General features: G+C 42.8%; 22 protein-coding genes. 17 read left to right on the top strand and 5 right to left on the bottom strand.

The window, feature by feature from the left end:
* Nucleotides 1–69: 69 nt before the first annotated feature.
* The 3 genes from NSQ70_RS17085 to cls all read right to left on the bottom strand — a co-directional run bounded on the left by NSQ70_RS17085 (nt 70) and on the right by cls (nt 2,569).
* A complete protein-coding gene (locus NSQ70_RS17085) occupies nt 70–324 on the bottom strand; it encodes a hypothetical protein (RefSeq protein ID WP_008343494.1) in 255 nt (84 codons plus the stop codon).
* Between the two features lie 73 nt (nt 325–397).
* Nucleotides 398–1,360, bottom strand: coding sequence for a UV DNA damage repair endonuclease UvsE (gene uvsE, locus NSQ70_RS17080; RefSeq protein ID WP_342502295.1), 963 nt, complete (start codon nt 1,358–1,360; stop codon nt 398–400).
* Between the two features lie 12 nt (nt 1,361–1,372).
* Nucleotides 1,373–2,569, bottom strand: a complete 1,197-nt coding sequence (cls, locus tag NSQ70_RS17075; protein ID WP_342502294.1) for a cardiolipin synthase — start codon at nt 2,567–2,569, stop codon at nt 1,373–1,375.
* A 143-nt stretch (nt 2,570–2,712) separates the two neighbouring features.
* Between cls and NSQ70_RS17070 the strand changes: the two genes are divergently transcribed.
* The 6 genes from NSQ70_RS17070 to NSQ70_RS17045 all read left to right on the top strand — a co-directional run bounded on the left by NSQ70_RS17070 (nt 2,713) and on the right by NSQ70_RS17045 (nt 9,598).
* Nucleotides 2,713–4,824: a heterodisulfide reductase-related iron-sulfur binding cluster gene (locus NSQ70_RS17070; protein ID WP_024718768.1), complete on the top strand. Its 2,112-nt coding sequence runs from the start codon at nt 2,713–2,715 to the stop codon at nt 4,822–4,824.
* Between the two features lie 103 nt (nt 4,825–4,927).
* Nucleotides 4,928–6,103: an acetyl-CoA C-acetyltransferase gene (locus tag NSQ70_RS17065; RefSeq protein WP_342502293.1), complete on the top strand. Its 1,176-nt coding sequence runs from the start codon at nt 4,928–4,930 to the stop codon at nt 6,101–6,103.
* Between the two features lie 19 nt (nt 6,104–6,122).
* Nucleotides 6,123–6,986, top strand: a complete 864-nt coding sequence (locus NSQ70_RS17060) for a 3-hydroxybutyryl-CoA dehydrogenase (RefSeq protein WP_342502292.1) — start codon at nt 6,123–6,125, stop codon at nt 6,984–6,986.
* An 11-nt stretch (nt 6,987–6,997) separates the two neighbouring features.
* Nucleotides 6,998–8,110 (top strand): acyl-CoA dehydrogenase family protein, encoded by a 1,113-nt coding sequence (locus NSQ70_RS17055; RefSeq protein ID WP_342502291.1) that lies wholly within the window; start codon nt 6,998–7,000, stop codon nt 8,108–8,110.
* A gap of 16 nt (nt 8,111–8,126) precedes the next feature.
* Nucleotides 8,127–9,269: an acyl-CoA dehydrogenase gene (locus NSQ70_RS17050; RefSeq protein WP_050826686.1), complete on the top strand. Its 1,143-nt coding sequence runs from the start codon at nt 8,127–8,129 to the stop codon at nt 9,267–9,269.
* A 131-nt stretch (nt 9,270–9,400) separates the two neighbouring features.
* Nucleotides 9,401–9,598, top strand: coding sequence for a hypothetical protein (locus NSQ70_RS17045; RefSeq protein WP_034647437.1), 198 nt, complete (start codon nt 9,401–9,403; stop codon nt 9,596–9,598).
* Between the two features lie 13 nt (nt 9,599–9,611).
* On the opposite strand, the gene NSQ70_RS17040 is transcribed toward NSQ70_RS17045, so the two are convergent.
* Nucleotides 9,612–10,091 (bottom strand): hypothetical protein, encoded by a 480-nt coding sequence (locus NSQ70_RS17040; RefSeq protein ID WP_024718764.1) that lies wholly within the window; start codon nt 10,089–10,091, stop codon nt 9,612–9,614.
* A 371-nt stretch (nt 10,092–10,462) separates the two neighbouring features.
* Here NSQ70_RS17040 and rpoE point away from each other — a divergent pair, with 371 nt between their 5' ends.
* The gene (gene rpoE / locus NSQ70_RS17035; protein ID WP_017360054.1) at nt 10,463–10,999 is read left to right on the top strand and encodes a DNA-directed RNA polymerase subunit delta; all 537 of its coding nucleotides are present in this window, start codon (nt 10,463–10,465) and stop codon (nt 10,997–10,999) included.
* 238 nt (nt 11,000–11,237) lie between these two features.
* Nucleotides 11,238–12,845: a CTP synthase (glutamine hydrolyzing) gene (pyrG, locus tag NSQ70_RS17030; RefSeq protein ID WP_146270888.1), complete on the top strand. Its 1,608-nt coding sequence runs from the start codon at nt 11,238–11,240 to the stop codon at nt 12,843–12,845.
* A gap of 41 nt (nt 12,846–12,886) precedes the next feature.
* Here pyrG and NSQ70_RS17025 read toward each other — a convergent pair whose 3' ends face one another.
* Nucleotides 12,887–13,417: a DUF2529 domain-containing protein gene (locus tag NSQ70_RS17025; RefSeq protein WP_008343445.1), complete on the bottom strand. Its 531-nt coding sequence runs from the start codon at nt 13,415–13,417 to the stop codon at nt 12,887–12,889.
* A gap of 180 nt (nt 13,418–13,597) precedes the next feature.
* Between NSQ70_RS17025 and NSQ70_RS17020 the strand changes: the two genes are divergently transcribed.
* The 9 genes from NSQ70_RS17020 to malS all read left to right on the top strand — a co-directional run bounded on the left by NSQ70_RS17020 (nt 13,598) and on the right by malS (nt 22,941).
* Nucleotides 13,598–13,972, top strand: a complete 375-nt coding sequence (locus NSQ70_RS17020; protein ID WP_003214681.1) for a response regulator — start codon at nt 13,598–13,600, stop codon at nt 13,970–13,972.
* A 178-nt stretch (nt 13,973–14,150) separates the two neighbouring features.
* A complete protein-coding gene (locus tag NSQ70_RS17015; RefSeq protein WP_007497678.1) occupies nt 14,151–15,008 on the top strand; it encodes a class II fructose-bisphosphate aldolase in 858 nt (285 codons plus the stop codon).
* Nucleotides 15,009–15,119: 111 nt separating this feature from the next.
* Nucleotides 15,120–15,758 (top strand): fructose-6-phosphate aldolase, encoded by a 639-nt coding sequence (gene fsa, locus NSQ70_RS17010; protein ID WP_003215343.1) that lies wholly within the window; start codon nt 15,120–15,122, stop codon nt 15,756–15,758.
* Between the two features lie 246 nt (nt 15,759–16,004).
* Entirely contained in the window at nt 16,005–17,294 is a 1,290-nt protein-coding gene (locus NSQ70_RS17005) for a UDP-N-acetylglucosamine 1-carboxyvinyltransferase (protein ID WP_007497673.1), read from the top strand.
* Between the two features lie 32 nt (nt 17,295–17,326).
* Nucleotides 17,327–18,292: a class II fructose-bisphosphatase gene (glpX, locus tag NSQ70_RS17000; protein ID WP_212359682.1), complete on the top strand. Its 966-nt coding sequence runs from the start codon at nt 17,327–17,329 to the stop codon at nt 18,290–18,292.
* 364 nt (nt 18,293–18,656) lie between these two features.
* The gene (gene rho / locus NSQ70_RS16995; protein ID WP_007497667.1) at nt 18,657–19,940 is read left to right on the top strand and encodes a transcription termination factor Rho; all 1,284 of its coding nucleotides are present in this window, start codon (nt 18,657–18,659) and stop codon (nt 19,938–19,940) included.
* 130 nt (nt 19,941–20,070) lie between these two features.
* Entirely contained in the window at nt 20,071–20,271 is a 201-nt protein-coding gene (gene rpmE / locus NSQ70_RS16990) for a 50S ribosomal protein L31 (protein WP_003215407.1), read from the top strand.
* A gap of 87 nt (nt 20,272–20,358) precedes the next feature.
* Complete coding sequence (locus NSQ70_RS16985; RefSeq protein ID WP_007497666.1) at nt 20,359–20,961, top strand: thymidine kinase; 603 nt, start codon at nt 20,359–20,361, stop codon at nt 20,959–20,961.
* 279 nt (nt 20,962–21,240) lie between these two features.
* On the top strand, nt 21,241–22,941 hold the full coding sequence (gene malS / locus NSQ70_RS16980; protein ID WP_342502290.1) for an oxaloacetate-decarboxylating malate dehydrogenase: 1,701 nt from the start codon (nt 21,241–21,243) through the stop codon (nt 22,939–22,941).
* The last annotated feature ends 60 nt before the right edge of the window (nt 22,942–23,001 follow it).

The raw sequence follows: 23,001 nt of genomic DNA, 5'->3' as shown, positions 1-23,001 counted from the left end.
GCTGAAAAGAAGACAAAGGGATAAAATAAGGTTCATTTTATCCCTTTGTCAGCCTAAGGCTGCCTTTCTTTATGAAGCATTCTCTTTTTCAAATGGTTGAAGAAGGTCTTGTGCCTCTTTTCCTTCTACCACGATTAAATAGTCTGATTCTAAATGAGTAAGCCTAAAGGTTTCTAGCTCTACGATGTTCTTAATGTTGCACATTGTTTTTTTAGAATATACATATAAACGATGCTGAGCGTGCTGACACTTTTCGTATAGAGAAATAAGCTTATGTAAATTCAATGCTTTCGCAGCAATTCGGATTGAATAGATTTGTGACATCTTCATATCCTCCTGTTAAATACTTTCTCACAATAGCTTTGTTACCCCCGTTGTGATAGAGGTAAACCTTTCTCTACGATTTCCACTCAATGGTGCCTCCGCCCGTCCGCCGATTGCCTCTGATCGCTGACAGTTCTTCAACAAGGCGGAGCAAGGCCTGATCCTTTTTCTTTGCCTCAATCATAAAATCCACATCACGACCATACGACTTTAAAGCTTGAAAAAGTGGCAATACAAAGGACATCTCCACTCCATCCGCATGGCTTCGTATCGCCTTTTCTGATTTTGGTGAGGATAAGTGGATTTTAGGCGGTATGCCAGTGTTTGCCCACGTGTCAAACACTCTTGGCAGAATGTCATCAATTGCCGCACCATCATCTTTGTTTGCAATGTGATGGTGGTAATCAAATACAAACGGGATGACATGCTTTTCACAAACATCAAGCGTTTCTAATGACGTATAGGTTTTGTCATCATTTTCAAGCGTCATTCTCGCCTTGATATGTGCAGGAAGCTGCTTTATATTTTCATCAAAACGCTGTAAAGCAGATGCCTTGTCGCCATATGCACCTCCGACATGAATGTTCATATAGCCTTCCTTTTCAAGCTTCATGGCCTCAAGCATTTCATAATGATAGGTCATATCAATGACGGCGTTTTCTGTAATGGATGGCTTTGGACTTGTGAACAAAGTAAATTGATTGGGGTGAAAGCTCACTCGTAATCCGTGCCGCTTTACGAGTTGACCAATCTCTAGAAATTCTTTGCGAAAGGGTGTCACAAAGTCCCACCGCACCTCAGGATGGGTGGCGAGCGGGACAATCGAACTTGAAAAACGGTAAAGCGGAATATCATGGGCAATCGCAAAATAAAGCGTTCTTAATGTATTGACGAGGTTGGCTTTCGTCGTTCGCAATAGAGCCTCTGTCCTCACTTCCTTTGAGAGCTTACTGTATCTTGCAAAGGTCAGCGACTTGGCAGGTGAAGCTTCCCATAAAGTGACGGCGTTGGATACATAACCAAATCGATAACGCATAGGTCAACTCCTTTATAAAAAATACGAGAACAGGGCGCCTATCCACTCAATTGGTCGCGTGAGAAGTGGGCGTTGTTTGTATTTTTCTTCAGTCATCAGTTCTGACACTTCCATGTGTTCACGAATCTTTTCCTCTACATGTGCGGTGAAGGCGGGATCATCAATGGCCACATCCACTTCTTCGTTGAAAAACAAACTTCGTTTATCAAAGTTCGCTGTACTGATCATACAACGGCTATGATCGATGAGAATGGCTTTCGCATGATAAAACCCTTTATAAAAACGATACACAAGACATCCAGCAGCAATCAGATCTTTCAAATAATGAAATCCAGCTTCTTTCACAAGCGGGTGATCTGCCTTCATTGGGATGATGATGTCGACAGTCACGCCTCGCTTCCGTGCGTCAAGAAGGGCGCTTAGAAGAGGAGCTGATGGAATAAAATAGGGCGTGCAGATGGTGATTTGCTTTTTCGCCTGTTGAATATCGTGAAGAAATAAGGCTTCTAAAGAAAAACCTGCCGTCGCACGTGTAGTGCACTGTAATGTTCCCGGTTCCAGTGTAGGAAAAACCTCGTATTGCAGCTGGTGAATACCAGATGACCGGTACAAATCATTCAGAAACACATGCTGGAGGTCTGCGACAACCTGTCCTGTCATGCGCAGGTGATAGTCTTTCCAAATGCCAAACCTGCCGTTTTTCCCTACATATTCATCGCCGATATTAAACCCGCCAATGTAGCCGATCTTCCCATCGATCACCGTGATCTTCCGGTGATTTCTCATGTTCAAGCGATAAATGAAAAAAGGAAAACGTGGTTTGTTTAAAAAGTAAAATTGAATATCGCTTTTCTCGAGCATCTGAATGGATGTTTGATCAAATGGATAGGAGCCTAACCGATCAGTAAGCAAAAAAACCGAAACACCTTGCTCTGCTTTCGCTTTAAGTGCTTGCAGAATCCTTTGCCCAATCTTGTCGTTCTTTACAATAAAGAACATCATATGAATAGAAGAAGAGGCTTGCTGTATATCCGTAAGCAGCTGATCAAACAGTGGTTCGCCATCATGATAAAAAACTGCATCGCCGCTTGTTTGGTCAAAAGACCGTTCAAAAGCATGGGTAGAAAAATATTTTCTCCCTATATAAAGATCTAGCCTGACGAGTAGAACAATGACGAAGACGACGAGTAGAATGATCCATGCGATCATGAAGGTTCCTCCTTTTTTACATATGACGATAGTGTACCCAAATGGGCAAAAAATATTGACTGAATACTCATTCATTATTTATGATAGAGGTACAACATGGAAACGGAACAAAGTGGGTCTTGGGGAATGAAAGGGGGAGCAAGATGAATAGCCTTTTAATTGTTAACTTGATTGCATTTGCGGCAGTGACCGCTTACGCTGTGTATTTGTTTATTTATCTCATTCGAACACGAGCCGCGTATATTCGTCTTGGCAAAAAAGAAGAATTTCAGAAAGACATGAAAAAACGCTTAGAACGTGTTTGGGTGAATGTATTTGGGCAAAAGAAACTGCTGAAGGACAAGAAGAGCGGCATCATTCATGTGCTGTTTTTCTATGGATTTATTTTAGTGCAGTTCGGAGCCCTTGATTTTATTATGAAGGGACTTGTTCCAGACAGCGGGCTACCATTAGGTCCGCTTTACGGTGTCTTTACGTTCTTCCAAGAGGTAGTCACACTTCTCATTTTAGTGGCGGTGGTTTGGGCATTCCATAGAAGATATGTCGAGAAGTTAGTCCGTTTAAAAAGGGGCTTTAAGTCAGGGCTTGTCCTTTTGTTTATTGGCGGATTGATGCTGACCGTATTACTGGGAAACGGAATGAACATCATTTGGCATGGGCACTCACTATCAGCAACTGAGCCAATTGCTTCCGGCATTGCTTTCTTGCTGGGCTGGCTGTCACCACTTGCGGCAACAATTGTGTTCTATGTCGCATGGTGGGTGCATCTTCTTATTTTACTGACGTTCTTAGTGTACGTCCCGCAGTCTAAGCACGCCCATCTCATCGCTGGCCCGGTCAACGTATTTGTCAGCAGATTGGACCCGCCAGGCAAACTGCAAAAAATTGATTTTGAAGATGAGACACAAGAAACGTTCGGCGTTGGGAAAATTGAAGATTTTCGTCAATCTCAGCTGATTGATCTTTACGCTTGTGTGGAATGTGGGCGCTGTACGAATATGTGTCCGGCGACAGGGACGGGGAAAATGCTGTCTCCAATGGATTTGATTTTACGATTAAGAGATCATTTAACAAATAAAGGGGCTGCCATTACTTCAAAGACACCGTGGGTTCCGCAGCTTGCTTTCAAACAGACGACAGGAAATCAACTGGCATTACAGGCAAGGGGAGCTGGAGCGGAAGAATCTGCGGCGAGCGCAATGTATCATCCTTCTCTTATTGGTGAGGTCATTACAGAAGAAGAAATCTGGGCATGCACGACCTGCCGAAACTGTGAAGATCAGTGTCCTGTCATGAACGAACACGTCGACAAAATCATTGATATGCGCAGATACTTAGTGCTGACAGAAGGAAAAATGGATGCAGATGCACAGCGTGCGATGACAAGCATCGAGCGCCAAGGGAACCCATGGGGATTGAATCGAAAAGAAAGAGAAAACTGGCGTGATCTAAGAGAAGATGTGCACGTACCGACAGTGAAAGAACTGAAAAAAGCAGATCAGACCTTCGACTATTTATTCTGGGTTGGATCGATGGGTGCATATGACAATAGAAGCCAAAAGATTGCTCTTGCCTTTGCAAAACTGCTCAATGAAGCAGGGGTTTCTTTTGCCATCCTAGGCAATAAAGAGAAAAACTCAGGTGATACACCGAGAAGACTTGGGAATGAATTTTTGTTCCAAGAGCTTGCTGCAAAAAACATCGAAGAATTTCAAAAAAATGACGTAACCAAAATCGTCACGATCGATCCGCATGCTTACAATTTATTTAAAAATGAATACCCAGACTTTGGACTTGAGGCAGAGGTGTATCATCATACAGAATTGCTGGCAGAGCTAGTAAAAGAGGGGAAATTAACGCCTATTCATGAAGTGAACGAAGTCATTACTTTCCACGATTCTTGCTACCTAGGCAGATATAACGAGGTCTATGATCCGCCAAGAGATATTTTAAAAGCCATTCCTGGTGTGACACTGAAAGAAATGGAACGGAATCGTGAATCGGGGATGTGCTGTGGTGCCGGCGGTGGCTTAATGTGGATGGAAGAAGAGACAGGTACTCGAATTAACACAGCGAGGACGGAGCAGGCCTTACAGGTACAGCCGTCCATCATCAGCTCAGGGTGCCCATATTGTTTAACCATGCTTGGGGATGGGACGAAAGCGAAGGAAGTAGAAGAGCAGGTCGGCACATTTGATGTCGCAGAACTTCTTGAAAAATCAGTGTTTGGCGAAACGAGAACGCAGGCTTCATAAAGGTGTCAGGCCGATGGATCGACTGTTAATCGGCCAGTGGACACCGATATTTTATGAACTGTCTAGCATTTATGTAAGCGGTAACAAATAGGAGGGGAAAGAAATGAGCACGACGGTCATTGTATCTGGGGCGAGAACACCATTTGGAAAACTAGGTGGAGCTTTAAGTCGTTTGACTGCTGCAGAATTAGGCGGGATGACGATAAAAGCTGCGCTGGAAAGAGCCTCAAATGTTCATGAAGTGGATGAAGTCATCATGGGCAGTGTCCTTCAAGGAGGACAAGGTCAAATTCCTTCAAGACAGGCAGCTAGACATGCAGATCTCCCTTGGTCGGTTCCGACGCAAACCATCAACAAAGTCTGTGCTTCAGGAATGCGCAGTGTCACGACAGCCGATCAAATCATTCGAGCGGGAGATGCCAATGTGATCGTGGCAGGCGGCATGGAATCCATGTCTCATGCTCCTTATCTTCTGAAAAAAGCACGATGGGGTTACAAAATGGGAGATGGTGCTGTACAAGATGCCATGATTTTAGATGGATTAACCTGTTCGTTTACAGGTGTTCATATGGGTGAGTATGGAAGCATGGCGGCGAAAGAGCTTGGCATTACACGAGAAGAACAAGACCTTTGGGCGTTAAGAAGTCATGAACGAGCCATTGAGGCGCAAAAAAATGGCTTTTTTAAAAATGAGATCATCCCCGTTACCGTCAAGAATAAAAAAGGAGATCAGCTGATTTCAGAAGATGAAGCCCCGCGGCGTGATACGTCATATGAACGTTTGTCAAAACTGATGCCCGTTTTCGATCAGGCAGGTACGATCACCGCTGGCAATGCACCTGGTGTCAATGATGGTGCAAGTGCGCTTCTATTAATGAAAGACACATATGCCATGCAGCAAGGTGAAAAACCTCTGGCAGTTGTGCTTGGGCATGCGCAAGTAGCAGTAGAGGCAAAGGATTTTCCGAAAACACCAGCTTATGCCATCGAAAAAGTGTTAAAGAAAACAGGGAAGCGAGTAGAGGATATTGATTTGTTTGAAATCAATGAGGCTTTTTCAGCGGTTGCATTGGCATGCGAAAAAATTCTTGGACTGGATCGGCGGAAAATGAATGTGAACGGAGGGGCAGTCGCGATTGGTCACCCGATTGGAGCAAGCGGAACACGTATTATATTGACCTTGATCCATGCACTCAGACAAAGAGGCGGCGGGATCGGCATTGCGGCGATTTGCAGCGGCGGGGGTCAAGGTGATGCGATCATGATCAAGGTGGATTAAAAGGGAGGCGTTCATTGTCATGAGTATAGAAGAAACCATCATGGTCGTTGGGGCTGGTCAAATGGGCTCGGGTATTGCCCAAGTATTTGCACAGTCAGGTTATACTGTCCTGCTCCATGATACGGAAGAGGAGCAGATTCATCGAGCCATTTCCTCTATGACCAAACAACTGACGAAACGAGCAGAAAAAGGAAAGCTGGCACATCAGGCAGTCCGTGATATTACACAGCGACTGGCTGTTTCAACAGATTTAAAGGATGTACAGCAGACGCATTTAGTGATTGAAGCCGCATCTGAACAAATGAAGATCAAAAAACAAATCTTTGAAACCCTCGATCAATTTGCACCTGATGACACGATATTGGCGACAAATACGTCTTCCTTGTCGATCACAGAATTAGCAGCCGTGACGAAGCGGCCTGAGAAAGTGATCGGCATGCATTTTATGAATCCAGTTCCCGTGATGAAACTTGTGGAAGTAATCCGTGCGCTACAAACGGATGATGCCACGTACCAATTTGTTTTTGACACCGCGAAGACATTAGACAAAACGCCAATTGAAGTGGAAGACTTCCCTGGGTTTGTGTCAAACCGTATTTTGATGCCAATGATCAATGAAGCCATTTACACCCTTTATGAAGGCGTGGCAGATGTAGAAAGTATTGACGGCATCATGACGCTTGGAATGAACCATCCAATGGGCCCGCTTCGTCTCGCCGACCTCATCGGGCTCGATACTTGTTTATTTATTATGAATACCCTTCACGAGGGTCTTGGAGATAGCAAATATCGACCTTGTCCTCTTTTGAAAAAATACGTGAACGCAGGCTGGCTGGGCAAAAAGACAAAGAGAGGTTTTTACACTTACCACGACCACTCATAGGGGGAGTCAAGATGGATGTGTTGCTGACAGAAAAACAACGTCTTTGGAGAAAACGAGTAGCAGAATTTGCACGCCAGCATGTATTCCCTGAAATAGAAGCGATGGAACAGGGCGTGTTCCCGAAAACGCTTTTAGCTGAAATGGGTCGGCAAGGCTTTTTAGGCATTCCGATCCCAGATAAGTATCATGGATTAGGGGCAGATTTCACAACCTATATCATGGCGATTCATGAATTTTCCAAAGTAAGTGCAACCATCGGTGTCATTGTATCCGTTCATACATCCGTTGTGACGATGCCGATTTTGGCGTTTGGAACGACTGAACAAAAAGAATCCTACGTTCCCAAGCTTGCGTCCGGGCAGAAGCTGGGCGCCTTTTGTCTAACTGAACCGAAGGCAGGATCAGATGCCTCTAGTATTCAGTTGAAAGCAGAGCGGGCAGACGATCACTATGTGTTAAATGGAACGAAAATTTTTATCACAAGCGGCGGTGAAGCGGAAGTCTATCTTGTATTTGCCGTGACGGACCCTGCTTCTGCTAAGAAAAATATATCAGCGTTCATTGTGGAGAAGGGGACACCAGGATTTACGATCGGAAAAGATGAGAAGAAAATGGGCCTGCATGGATCAAAAACAGTCACACTTCATTTTGACGGTGTTCGAATTCCAAAAAAACAGCTGCTCGGCGCAGAAGGAGAAGGCTTTCGGATTGCCATGTCTAGCTTAAATGCGGGGAGAATTGGCATTGCGGCTCAAAGCCTTGGTATTGCAGAAGCCGCATTAGCTGAGGCGGTCACGTATTTAAAGCAGCATCCAGCTGGCCTTGAAACGACCATTCGGTTGGGCGATCTGGGCACCGAGCTGGAAGCGGCAAAACTTCTTGTCTATCAAGCGGCTTCTTATAAAGAGGCCAATCGCCCTGTCACGAAGGAAGCGTCGATGGCGAAGTTATTTGCATCTAAAACAGCGGTTGATATTAGTACTGAAGTCATCCATTTGCTTGGTCTAGCCGGTTACACGAAGCAATACCGAGCAGAGCGGTACTTTCGTGATGCGAAAATTTGTGAGATTTATGAAGGAACAAGTGAAATACAAAGGCTGGTTATTTGTAAACAGCTAATATGAAGTGAGGTGGCTCATGATGCAGTTCCAATTAAGTGACGAACACGAAATGATACAAAAAATGGTGAGAGACTTTGCGAAAAATGAAGTGGAGCCAACAGCAGCAGAGCGAGATGAAACAGAATCGTATGATCCCGCTATTTTTCGTCAAATGGCGGAGCTTGGTTTAACGGGAATCCCTTGGCCAGAAGAAAATGGGGGGATTGGTAGTGATTATTTGGCCTATGTCATAGCGGTTGAAGAGCTCTCACGAGTGTGCGCCTCAACAGGCGTCACCCTATCTGCTCACACATCACTCGCCTCATGGCCAATCTATACATTCGGAACTGATGAGCAAAAGGAGACGTATTTAAAGCCGCTTGCAGAAGGACAGAAGATCGGCGCATACGCACTGACCGAGAGCGGCTCGGGCTCAGATGCCGGCGGAATGAAAACAACAGCAGTAAAAGCAGGGAATGAATACGTCTTGAACGGGGCAAAGATCTTTATTACCAATGGAGGCATTGCGGATTATTATATTGTGTTTGCTGTTACTGACCGGGATGCTTCATCGCGCAATACAACCGCTTTTATTGTAGAAAAAGAGACGCAAGGCTTCTCAATCGGCAAAAAAGAAAGCAAACTGGGCATCCGCTCATCGCCAACGACAGAAATCATCTTTGAAGACTGTCGTATACCCGAAAGGAACCGGCTTGGTCAAGAAGGCGAAGGTTTTAAGATAGCGATGATGACACTTGACGGCGGCAGAAACGGTATTGCCGCACAAGCTGTTGGCATTGCTCAAGGTGCTCTGGATGCAGCAGTCAATTACGCAAAGGAGCGCAAACAATTTGGTAAACCAATCATTCAGCAGCAAGGCATTGCATTTAAGTTAGCGGATATGGCAACGGCAATTGAGGCCTCAAGACTGCTCACCTATCAGGCAGCATGGCTTGAAACGAAAGGGCTTCCGTATGGGAAAGAATCAGCTATGTCCAAGCTCTTTGCCGGTGATACAGCCATGAAGGTGACGACAGAAGCCGTACAAATCTTCGGCGGATACGGCTATACAAAGGATTACCCAGTTGAACGATACATGCGTGATGCGAAAATCACTCAAATCTATGAAGGTACACAAGAAATCCAGCGGCTGGTCATCTCACGGAAACTGCTAGATATGTAGAAACCAAGTAAAGACCACCTGATATGAGGTGGTCTGTTTTTGTATCAAATGTGAAATCTCTCCAATATGATCTCATATCACCTGATCACTATGGTAAAATTGGGAAAAGAACCAAAATGGAGGTTATCATGATGAACACAACATTTATTGGCATTTTAGGAATCGTCACGATGATCATATGGATTATGGTCTCCACAGAGCTTTCAAAGTCTCCAAAAAGGAAGGAAGAAAAAGAAAACAGCCGCAGAAAACTCATTGTACTCGTGTCTGCGGGCACTTTATTCACCGTACCTTTGGTTTTTTCACTCATTCAGAATATCCAGCTGTAACATATCCATTCGACTAAACCGCTGCTGTCTGTTTTAATTTCACCCATTTGAAAAAAACAAAACGGACAAGCGGTCCCATAATCAACATTTGCAAAGGGAACGCCAACATGACATTATGACCGAAAATCGTTAAGTAATCAGATAGAATCGATTGTGTTTGAAATCCTGTGCTGATGCTTTGAACGACATATCCGCATAAAGACATGAGACACACCATCCCAAACACGATAAAGATAGAAAGAGTGAGAATAAAATAGATTTTCTTGCCTTTTGGGGCAAAACGGTTGGCTGCTTTTTTTGCTGAAGGCCCAACAATACACATCTCAATCAACAACGTGATAGCAAAACCGATCACATAGGTGAGTACACCTTCTAACCATGTCATATGTCCAAGCCGTCCATTTAGAAATAGGTTATAAAAGAACATCACTGAAAACATACAAAAACACATCAAGACACCAAATTGTATATCTTCTTTTTTTGTCATTGGCAATTCGATCAACCTCTCAAAATTAGTCTATTTATTATAGATTTCTGTTTCAATTCGTCGTAAGTGAACATTTTGTGAAGGAATAATTCCCCTTTTTTAAGAAGAGTAAATGACTTTGTATTCATCAAAAGAGAAGACAAAAAAGCATGCAAAACGTGTGCTTCACACATGAATTGTGCCAATTCGGCACAAATGATTGACCGCTAGAGGCTCCTCTTGTGAAAAAATCAAAAATTAACATCAATAAAGGTGGCATAAACTCCCCTAATTTGTTTATAATGAGAGGTATGGTTTGTCGTAAGAATAAGGTATAAATACTTATTATTTCACTGATAAATGGATACATACATGTAATAGAAAGGGAGTGTCTGACCTTGAGTTTGAAAGAATACTCACAGGAACAGCTCAAACAAATGTCTTTAGTTGAACTTGCTTATGAAATTTTCAGAGACAGCAAAACGCCGATTACGTTTTCCGAGTTAATAGATGAAATGGTCCGTTTGCAAGGGATACAAAAATCTGATCTTGATGATCGACTTGCTCAATTTTATACAGACTTAAATATAGATGGCCGCTTTATTTCGTTAGGTGATCAGAGATGGGGACTTCGCAGCTGGTATCCAGTTGATCAAATCGAAGAAGAAGTTCAGCCAGCTGTGAAAACAAAAGCGAAAAAGAAAAAAACAAAAGCTGCTGTCGTTGAAGAAGACTTCGATGATATTGAAGAGGAAGAAGAAATCGACGAGCTTGAAGAAGATCTTGATCTTGTTGAAGACGACGAGGACCTTGACCTAGACGATGAAGAAATCGATGAAGAGATAGAAGAGTTCGACGAAGATGATGATGAAGATGATGACGGCTTAACGGAAATTGATGAAGACGATTTAGACGATGATGAGGAAGACAAATAACCCTCACAAACCGGTCCTGAAAACAGGACAAAACCGTCTTGACTTTCCAGAGCGAACTATGTAGTATGTATTTTGGGCTCTCTAAAAAAGAGTACGTAAAGATACGTTCATTTACGCTCCCTTTCATTTATTTGAAAGGGAGCTTTCTTATTTTTCAAGAGATTTAGGGATACACTCTAAAAGGATGAAGCTGTGCATGTCTAGTCATGCAAGGGTAAAAAAGAGAGGAGCATACGAAATGACAAAGTATATTTTTGTAACAGGAGGAGTTGTTTCCTCACTTGGAAAAGGGATCACGGCTGCATCGTTAGGCCGCCTTCTGAAAAATAGAGGGATGGATGTCACCATTCAAAAGTTTGATCCATATATCAACGTAGACCCAGGGACAATGAGTCCATACCAGCACGGTGAGGTATTTGTCACAGACGACGGTGCTGAAACAGATCTTGACTTAGGTCACTACGAGCGCTTCATTGATATTAACTTGAATAAATACAGCAACGTCACAACCGGTAAAATCTATTCTACAGTCCTGAAAAAAGAGCGCCGCGGCGACTATTTAGGTGGAACCGTACAGGTCATTCCCCATATTACAAATGAAATCAAAGACCGTGTGTACCGTGCAGGGAAAGAAACGGGTGCAGATGTGGTCATTACAGAAATCGGTGGAACAGTTGGAGATATTGAATCCCTTCCATTCCTAGAAGCGATTCGTCAAATGAAGAGTGACATCGGCCGTGAAAACGTGATGTACATTCATTGTACCCTTGTTCCTTACATCCGTGCTGCAGGCGAACTGAAAACAAAACCAACACAGCATAGTGTAAAAGAACTTCGTAGTCTAGGTATTCAGCCAAACGTCATTGTGGTCAGAACTGAAATGCCATTGGCACAAGACATGAAGGACAAAATTGCGCTATTCTGTGATATTGATACGAAAGCAGTCATCGAATGTCAGGATGCGGATACCCTTTATTCGATTCCGCTTGATTTACAAAAACAAGGATTAGACAAGCTTGTATGTGAGCACATGAAGCTTGACTGTCAAGATGCGGACATGACGGAGTGGACGGCGCTTGTTGATAAAGTGCAAAACCTTTCAAAACAAGTCACAATTGGTCTTGTAGGGAAATATGTTGAGCTGCAAGATGCATACATTTCTGTCGTTGAATCACTTCGTCATGCGGGCTATGCATTTGATGCGGATGTTCAAATCAAATGGATCAACGCAGAAGAAGTCACATCAGAAAATATGGCTGATTTCGCTCAAGATGTAGACGGCATTATTGTTCCTGGAGGCTTCGGAGACCGCGGAGTAGAAGGGAAAATCATTGCAACACAATATGCGCGCGAAAACAAAGTGCCATTCTTCGGAATTTGTTTAGGTATGCAAGTCGCATCTATCGAATATGCGAGAAACGTACTAGGTTTAGAGGGAGCACATTCCGCTGAAATTGATCCAGAAACAGCATTCCCAATCATCGACCTTCTTCCAGAACAGAAGGATGTTGATGACTTAGGTGGAACACTTCGTCTCGGCCTATACCCTTGTAAACTAAACGAAGACTCAAAAGCATTTGCTGCATACAATGACGAAGTCGTGTACGAACGCCACCGTCATCGCTATGAGTTTAATAACGAATTCAGACAGCAAATGGAAGCAGCAGGTTTTGTCTTCTCTGGTACAAGCCCAGACGGACGCCTTGTTGAAATCATTGAACTGAAGGATCACCCATGGTTCCTTGCTTCTCAGTTCCACCCAGAATTCATTTCAAGACCGACAAGACCACAGCCGTTATTTAGAGATTTCGTTGGTGCTTCACTACAGGCATCTGAATCAAAATAAAACAAAAAACTGCCGAGAATATCATCTTCTCGGCAGTTTTTTTATTCATATTCCTCAACGATTTCTTTCACAGTAAACGATAGAGCATGGTAGACATATAAGCAGGTCATCAATGCAGGATAGCCGAACCTTGTTCCATCTTCAGCAGGCACAAGTGGTTTTTTGAGCTGAAAATCAATGTGGACATCACAATGCTCTTCAATGAATGATGTCTCCTTTTGTGCAGGACCGACCCCAACAATAGGTGTACCTTGTTCGTGAAGCTCTTTGACAAGGGATTGAATCTCTTGATCTTCTGGATCTGAATAAAATAAAAGCACCCTGTCACTTGGATGAAGTAAGCTGCGCTCCTTTTGATCCAGCGGCAGAACCTTCGCACCCGGAAACGGCTCCTTGCTCTCAGATGCCTCTAAGGCTACAGCCGCCAGTTCATTCTTGCCATGAAAATACACGGCATGTCCACTGACAACGGCCTGAGCAAGAAGGCGTGCACCGTCTTCGATCGCTTCGGCCTGCTTATCTCCAATACGTGAAAAAATACCTGATAATTGGGTAGTGAAAATTTTTAACAAGACTCATTTCCTCCTTCTGTCAGATCATTTTATAATAGAATATAAAGAGAATATTAGGAAAAATGCTCAGAAAATGTCGTAAAGTAAACTATTATAATTAAAGGAAATGTGAAAATCAAACAGAATTATTTAACAACAGCTCTTTTTATGGCGAAAAATGAAAGCAATGGGGTGTAACAGATGAATGAGAAAATTTTAATTGTCGATGATCAGTACGGTATTAGAATATTGCTGAATGAAGTGTTTCATAAAGAAGGCTATCAAACCTTTCAAGCCGCTAATGGACTACAGGCATTAGATATTGTGAAAAACCATAGACCAAATCTCGTCCTGCTTGATATGAAGATTCCCGGAATGGATGGCATTGAGATTTTAAAACGCATGAAATTAATTGATGAAGACATCCGCGTGATCATTATGACAGCTTATGGCGAACTAGATATGATTCAAGAGTCTAAAGAGCTCGGTGCATTAACGCATTTTGCTAAACCATTTGATATTGATGAAATCCGTGATGCAGTCAAAGAATACTTGCCGCTCGAAACAAATGGCTAGATGGAAATGATTGAATCAAGTCATTCTGTTGCCGATTTGTCGAATAATTGGTATTCTAGATAAGAAGAAGAAAGCGATCTGACTTTGAAAGTTTACATATGGCGAGAAATTCTGGTCATGCTAGGGTGGAGAGCTTTTTTTAGTAAGCAAATTAGCTACATAGGGAGGATTTTTCATCATGCCTTTAGTTTCAATGACAGAAATGTTGAAAGACGCAAAGGAAAAAGGTTACGCTGTTGGACAGTTTAACTTAAATAACTTAGAATTCACGCAAGCGATTTTACAAGCTGCTGAAGAAGAGAAATCTCCAGTTATCTTAGGAGTATCTGAAGGAGCAGGACGCTACATGGGCGGCTTTAAAACAGTTGTCGCAATGGTAAAAGCGTTAATCGAAGAATATAATGTAACAGTTCCTGTTGCGATTCATTTAGATCACGGTTCAAGCTTTGAATCTTGTGCAAAAGCCATTCATGCAGGATTTACTTCTGTGATGATTGATGCTTCTCACCATCCATTTGATGAGAACGTAGCGACAACTGCAAAAGTAGTTGAGCTTGCACATTTCCACGGTGTATCTGTAGAAGCTGAGCTTGGAACTGTTGGTGGACAAGAAGACGACGTCATCGCTGAGGGCGTTATTTATGCTGATCCAAAAGAGTGCCAAGAGCTTGTAGAACGTACTGGTATTGACTGCCTTGCGCCTGCACTAGGTTCAGTTCATGGTCCATACAAAGGTGAACCAAACCTTGGTTTCGCTGAAATGGAAGAAATCGGTAAAACAACTGGACTTCCACTTGTTCTTCACGGCGGAACAGGTATCCCAACTGCTGACATCAAGCGTGCGATTTCACTTGGTACAGCAAAAATCAATGTAAACACTGAAAACCAAATTGCTTCTGCGAAAGCAGTTCGCGAAACACTTGCTGCAAAAACAGAAGAGTATGATCCACGTAAATATCTTGGACCAGCTCGTGACGCAATTAAAGCGACTGTTATCGGCAAAATGCGTGAATTTGGTTCTTCTAACCAAGCATAATTTGATGAGAACCGAAAGCCGCCTGAGTCACAGGCGGTTTTCTCCATATCTTGAGAAAGCGCAATCAAATTTACATTTCAGACAATTTATTGATAGGAGAGTGGCACAGTTATGTTATTTTTCGTAGACACAGCGAATATCGCAGACATCAAAGAGGCACACGAGCTTGGCATTTTAGCAGGCGTGACAACAAACCCTAGTTTAGTAGCGAAAGAAAAGGACGTATCGTTCCACGATCGCCTTCGTGAAATCACTGACGTGGTATCAGGTTCAGTTAGTGCGGAAGTCATTTCCCTCAAAGCAGAAGAAATGATCGAAGAAGGAAAAGAGCTTGCTGCTATTGCACCAAATATTACAGTGAAAATCCCAATGACAACAGACGGTCTTAAAGCGGTCAAAGCGTTAACAGACCTTGGGATTAAAACAAACGTCACGTTGATTTTTAGTGCAAACCAGGCACTTCTTGCAGCTAGAGCTGGTGCGACGTATGTCTCTCCATTCCTCGGCCGCTTAGATGACATTGGCCAAAATGGTCTTGATCTCATTAGTGAAGTGAAAACCATTTTTGATGTTCATGGATTAGATACACAAATCATTGCTGCATCCATTCGTCACCCGCAGCATGTGACAGAAGCTGCGCTTAGAGGTGCTCATATCGGCACAATGCCGCTGAAAGTCATCAAGCAGCTGACAAAACACCCATTAACGGATGCAGGCATTGAGCAATTTTTAGCAGACTGGAATAAATAAGTGATTGTGGCAGACGGATACGCATCCGTTTGCCGCAGTTTTCCTTAAATACGCTAAGAAATGTTTTGTGCAAAGAAGAGAACATCACAGCCTCGCAAAGCTTCGATTATTTTTCTTCCGACAAATTTCGTTTAACCTGTATTCTTTCTCTTGATATTGGCTAAATTTTGGACAAGACCTTTTAAAGCGCGACATCCACAAACAGTATAACTCCAACAGTGATCTTCTTTAAGAAGGGAGACAAATATGGAAAAGTTAAACATTGCCGGCGGTGACCCCTTGCGCGGGACCGTACATATTAGTGGTGCGAAAAATAGTGCTGTGGCACTGATTCCTGCCACGATTCTCGCTGATTCTCCAGTAACCATTGAAGGCCTTCCGCATATTTCAGATATTGACACATTACGAGATCTGTTAGAAGAGATTGGCGGAAAGGTCACGTTTGAAAAAGGTGAGATGGTTGTCAATCCTGCCTCCATGATCAGTATGCCGCTTCCTAATGGGAAAGTGAAGAAACTACGGGCATCCTATTATTTAATGGGTGCTATGCTCGGTAGATTCAAGCAGGCTGTCATTGGATTGCCAGGGGGATGTCACTTAGGACCTAGACCGATCGATCAGCATATCAAAGGCTTTGAAGCACTTGGAGCCGAGGTGACAAACGAACAGGGTGCGATTTATTTGCGCGCTGAAAAATTAGTCGGAGCCCGTATTTATCTTGATGTTGTCAGTGTAGGTGCGACCATCAACATCATGCTGGCAGCCGTGCTGGCTGAAGGGAAAACAGTGATTGAAAATGCCGCAAAAGAACCCGAAATTATTGATGTAGCGACACTGCTTGCAAGCATGGGAGCTAAAATCAAAGGTGCGGGGACGGATGTGATTCGGATCGAAGGTGTGGAATCTCTTCATGGTTGCAGGCATTCCATCATCCCTGACCGCATAGAAGCAGGTACATTTTTAATTGCAGGTGCAGCGATGGGGGATGAAGTTGTGCTTGATAATGTGATCCCAACTCATTTAGAATCAATTACGGCGAAACTTAGAGAGATGGGATTCACAATTGAAACAAGCAACGATCAAATGCTGATCGTTGGCAGAAATGAAGGACTCAAGCCTGTCGATATCAAAACCCTTGTGTATCCGGGCTTTCCGACCGATCTTCAACAGCCGATGACGGCTTTGTTAACAAAGGCGAAAGGCACGAGTGTCGTGACAGATACCATTTACTCTGCCCGCTTTAAACACATTGACGAATTGCGTCGAATGGGTGCTAACATGAAGGTGGAAGGAAGATCTGCTATTATTACAGGTCAAACGCAGCTTCAAGGTGCAAAGGTCAAAGCAAGTGATCTGCGAGCAGGTGCTTGTCTCGTTGTTGCAGGGTTAATGGCAGACGGTGTGACTGAAATCACAGGGCTTGAACATATAGACAGAGGATATAGTATGCTTGAGGAGAAGCTTGAAGGCTTGGGTGCAACCATCTGGCGTGAAAAGCTGAATGACCAAGAAATAGAAGAACTTCAAAATTCATAAGGCTTTGACTGTGAGAGGAGATTTGGACAAAAATGGAAAGAAGTTTATCGATGGAACTAGTACGGGTGACAGAAGCAGCTGCATTAAAATCTGCTCGTTGGATGGGTAGAGGTTTAAAAGACGAAGCGGATGATGCTGCAACAAGTGCCATGCGTGATGTATTTGATACGATTCCGATGAAGGGAACTGTGGTCATCGGCGAGGGAGAAATGGACGAAGCGCCAATGCTTTATATTGGGGAAAAGCTTGGAAACGGATATGGACCTCGCGTGGATGTCGCTGTTGATCCATTGGAAGGAACAAATATTGTGGCAAGCGGCGGCTGGAATGCTTTAGCTGTTATCGCTGTTGCAGATCATGGCAATTTGCTGAATGCACCTGATATGTACATGGATAAGATCGCAGTAGGTCCAGAAGCGGTAGGCTGCATCGACATTGAAGCGCCTGTCATTGACAATCTTCGTGCTGTTGCAAAAGCGAAAAACAAAGATATTGAAGATGTTGTTGCGACAATTTTAAACAGAGAGCGACATGGAAAGATCATTGCTGAGCTGAGAGAAGCTGGAGCAAGAATCAAGCTGATCGATGATGGTGACGTTGCAGGAGCCATTAATACAGCATTTGATCACACAGGTGTTGATATTCTATTTGGTTCAGGTGGAGCGCCTGAAGGTGTCCTTTCTGCTGTTGCGTTAAAAGCACTTGGTGGAGAAATCCACGGTAAGCTTCTTCCACAAAGTGAAGAAGAGCTGAGACGCTGTGAGAAAATGGGACTGGATGTTGGAAAAGTCCTCAGAATGGAAGACCTCGTGAAAGGCGATGACGCCATTTTTGCAGCGACAGGTGTAACTGATGGCGAGTTATTAAAAGGTGTTCAATTTAAAGGCTCTGTTGGAACAACACATAGTGTTGTCATGCGTGCGAAATCAGGTACTGTTCGATTCGTCGATGGCAGACACAGTTTAAAGAAAAAACCGAATCTTGTCATTCGTCCGTAATCTGAAAGCGGGTATTCTTTACCCGCTTTTCATATAGGTGTCAAATATATATCATTTTCTTTTTAAAGTTGAATATTCCCTGCAAATGAGGTAAAACTAAAGAGTGCTGCGAAATTTTCTGCGAATTTACTTCTTTTAAGCTTCAACAAGTTTAAATACTGCCGCATCATGACGATATACTCATTATCCTTCTCTATGTTGACAAAGCTCAATTTCACATTGTTCCTATCTTTACGATAAAACGAGTGGGAGCGTTACCATGAGAGCGAGGTCATTCCAACAAAAACGGAATTAAAAGCTAATCAAATACAATGGTCATGCATTTGTAATGAAATACATTGACTAGAAAAGTGTGGTGTCCATATTGAAAGATGTTTCGATTTCATCTTTGGAAAATATGAAATTAAAAGAGCTGTATGAGTTAGCAAAAAAGTACAAAATCTCTTATTACAGCAAACTAACAAAAAAAGAATTAATTTTTGCCATCTTAAAGGCGAATGCTGAGCAAGAGGATCTCTTATTTATGGAAGGGGTTCTAGAAATTATTCAGTCAGAGGGATTTGGTTTCTTAAGACCAATTAACTACTCCCCAAGTTCTGAAGACATTTATATTTCAGCTTCACAAATCAGACGCTTTGATTTAAGAAATGGTGATAAGGTGTCTGGAAAGGTACGACCTCCAAAAGAGAATGAACGCTACTATGGCCTCCTTCATGTCGAAGCGGTAAATGGGGACGACCCAGAATCAGCTAAGGAACGTGTTCACTTTCCTGCACTCACGCCGCTATTCCCTGATCGTCAAATGATTCTTGAAACACAGCCTAATCACCTGTCTACTAGAATTATGGATATGATGGCGCCAGTTGGGTTTGGGCAACGTGGTTTAATTGTTGCACCGCCTAAGGCTGGGAAAACCATTTTGCTCAAAGAAATTGCCAACAGCATCTCTGAAAATCATCCAGAGGCAGAACTGATTGTTCTTCTTATTGACGAACGTCCAGAGGAAGTAACAGATATCGAACGTTCTGTTGCAGGGGATGTTGTTAGTTCAACCTTTGACGAAGTACCGGAAAACCACATTAAAGTAGCAGAGCTTGTATTAGAGCGTGCGATGCGTCTAGTTGAACATAAAAAAGATGTCATCATCTTAATGGACAGCATCACAAGGCTTGCTCGTGCATACAACCTTGTCATCCCGCCAAGCGGCCGAACGCTTTCCGGCGGTATTGATCCAGCGGCTTTCCACCGTCCAAAACGCTTCTTTGGTGCTGCGCGTAACATCGAAGAAGGTGGGAGCTTGACCATTTTAGCTACTGCACTTGTTGATACGGGATCACGTATGGATGATGTGATTTATGAAGAGTTTAAAGGAACAGGAAACATGGAGCTCCATTTAGATCGTTCTCTTGCAGAAAGAAGAATTTTCCCAGCCATCGACATTCGTCGTTCCGGTACAAGAAAAGAAGAACTGCTTGTGCCTAAAGAACATCTTGATCGTCTATGGGCGATGAGAAAATCAATGTCAGATACACCTGATTTCGCTGAGAAATTCATGCGCAAAATGAGAAAAACAAAGACAAACCAAGAATTTTTCGATATTTTAACGCAAGAGTGGAAACAAGCAAATATGTCTGCATCAAGAAGATAGCTTCCTGAAAAAATACATTTGCAATCATAGACTCACACTGTTATAATTTTATCATGTGCGTTTCAGAATTTATTCTGAGATATTAACTCTGTTTCCGAATTGGATTCAGGGCGGAAGGAGATGACAGTAGATGAAAACAGGAATTCATCCTAACTACAAAAAAGCTACAGTCAAATGCGCTTGTGGAAATGAGTTTGAAACTGGATCAGTAAAAGAAGAGGTACGCATCGAGATTTGCTCTGAGTGCCATCCTTTCTATACAGGCCGTCAAAAATTCGCTTCTGCTGATGGACGTGTTGACCGCTTTAACAAAAAATACGGTCTTAAGTAATAATAGATACAATAAACAGGCAGGAATCCGTTCTTGCCTGTTTTTTTACGTGGATTGATGGAACTTTAAAACGGGGGAGAAGACCTTATGTATGTGATGAAACAAAGCGGTTGGCTTGAAGTCATCTGCGGAAGTATGTTTTCTGGAAAGTCGGAAGAATTGATTCGGAGAGCCAAAAGAGCCACCTTTGCCAAACAAGAAGTAAAAATATTCAAACCAGCGATTGATAACCGGTATAGCACAAGCTCAGTTGTGTCACATAACGGTTCATCCGTCGATGGGATTGCAGTAACCTCACCAAAAGACATAATAACGCACATATCAGAACGAACCGATGTCATTGGCATTGATGAGGTGCAATTTTTTGATGAGACAATCATTGATATTGTCACTCAGTTGGCTGATAAAGGCTACCGAGTCATTGTTGCAGGCCTTGATCAAGACTTCAGAGGAGAGCCATTTGGTGTTGTTCCGCATTTAATGGCATGTGCAGAGCTTGTAACAAAACTTCAAGCAGTTTGTTCGGTATGCGGCTCCCCAGCGAGTAGAACACAACGCTTGATCGACGGTAAACCCGCATCCTATGATGATCCCATTATTTTAGTAGGTGCGCAGGAATCATACGAAGCACGATGCAGACATCACCATGAAGTACCAAAACTAGATGTTGGTACAACACTTGACAATTAAAAAAATAGCAAATGCCGCTGTGTTTCGTTTTTCGAGTTTTTGGCTGAACACCCATCATTTGTACTTAAATAAATTAAATAACGCTACGAAAAAATTATCTAATTTTCAACGCTTGCGTTTTGGTATAAGCAGGCATAAAATGACTAACTGTAGTGTAAAGCATTTAAACGAAAAGTTCGATTTCTTGTCATAATTTTTTTGATTAAGGATTTTTCTCCTTGATCGTTCTTTGTATTAATAGTTCACTTTATTTATATTTTAGAAAGAGGGTAGTTTTTGATGAACAACGTGAAGAAAACAAAAGAAGGGTACCTCGAAACCACTTTGACAGGTAAAGATGTATTATCGATTCCAACGTTGAACAAAGGCGTTGCTTTCTCTGAAGAAGAAAGACAAGAGCTTGGACTAGAAGGATTACTTCCTCCAACTGTTCTGACTTTAGAACAGCAAGCAGAGAGAGCATACAAGCAATTTCTAGCTCAGCCAGATCGTCTTCGTCAAAACGTATACTTAAGTGATTTGCAAAACCGTAACGAAGTATTATTCTATAAGCTTCTAACGGACAAGCTTCGTGAAATGCTTCCTGTTGTTTACACACCAACTGTTGGTGAAGCGATTCAAGAATACAGCCATGAATACAGAAGACCTCATGGTGTCTACCTTTCAATCGACAACATTGACGGTATTGAGAAAGCATTTGAAAACTTACATGCAACAGCAGGCGACATCGACCTCATCGTAGCAACTGACTCTGAGAGTATTCTTGGAATTGGTGACTGGGGTGTTGGTGGTATCAACATCGCAATTGGTAAATTAGCTGTTTACACGGCTGCAGCTGGGATTGATCCAAGCCGCGTGATTCCAGTTGTATTAGATGTTGGAACTAACAATGAAAAACTATTAAATGATCCATTGTACATCGGGAACCACCACAAACGTGTACAAGGTGAAAAATACGAAGAGTTCATTGATGCGTATGTCAAAGCAGCACTTAAATTCTTCCCGAAAGCATTGCTTCACTGGGAAGACCTTGGAAATAAAAATGCGCGTAACATCATGAAAAAGTACAACGACAACATCTTAACATTTAATGATGATATCCAAGGTACTGGTGCCATTACTTTAGCGGGTGTTCTTGCAGCTGTCAAGAAAACTGGTACTCAATTGAAAGATCACCGTGTGATGATTTTCGGAGCTGGATCAGCTGGAATCGGAATCGCCGATCAAATGCGTGACACAATGGTTCTTGAAGGTCTAAGTGAAGAAGAAGCAAACAATGCATTCTGGACGTTAGACTACAGAGGATTGCTAACAGATCAGTTTGAAGATGAAGTGCTTGATTTCCAAAAACCATACCTTCGTTCTTCTGATGAAGTAGAAGGCTGGGCTCGTGATGAAAAAGGACAAATCTCATTTGCTGAAGCTGTTCGCAAGGTGAAGCCAACCATTCTTATTGGTACATCAGGTCAAGGCGGCGCATTCACTGAAGAAATTATTAAAGAAATCGCAGCTCACACAGAGCGTCCAGTGATCATGCCGATGTCTAACCCAACACCACTTGCTGAAGCAGTACCGGAAGATCTATTCAAATGGACAGACGGTCGTGCGCTTGTTGCAACTGGAAGCCCATTCGAAAATGTCGAGTATAACGGAATTGAACATGAAATCGGACAATCAAACAATGCGTTCGTTTTCCCTGGACTTGGTCTTGGTTCAATCGTAACGGAATCAAAAATTATCACAAAAGGCATGTTCGTTGCTTCTGCAAATGCGATCGCTGAAATGGTTGATCATGAAAAACCAGGAGCTGGACTGCTTCCAAGCATTGATAAATTGCAAGAAGTATCAATCAAGGTAGCTGTTGAAGTAGCAAAAGCAGCAATTGAAGATGGTGTCGCAAGAAGAACACCTGACAACATCGAACAAGCTGTGAAAGATGCTATGTGGATTCCTGAATATAAAAAAATTGTAAGAGCATAATAAAATGTGTAACGCGGCATTGTTTCGGGTAATGTAAGCAATGCCGCTATAAAATAAGAA

It is taken from the genome of Bacillus sp. FSL R5-0397 (assembly GCF_038593395.1).
Taxonomy (GTDB): Bacteria; Bacillota; Bacilli; order Bacillales; family Bacillaceae; genus Bacillus; species Bacillus altitudinis.
This window is presented reverse-complemented; position numbering and strand designations above follow the sequence as displayed.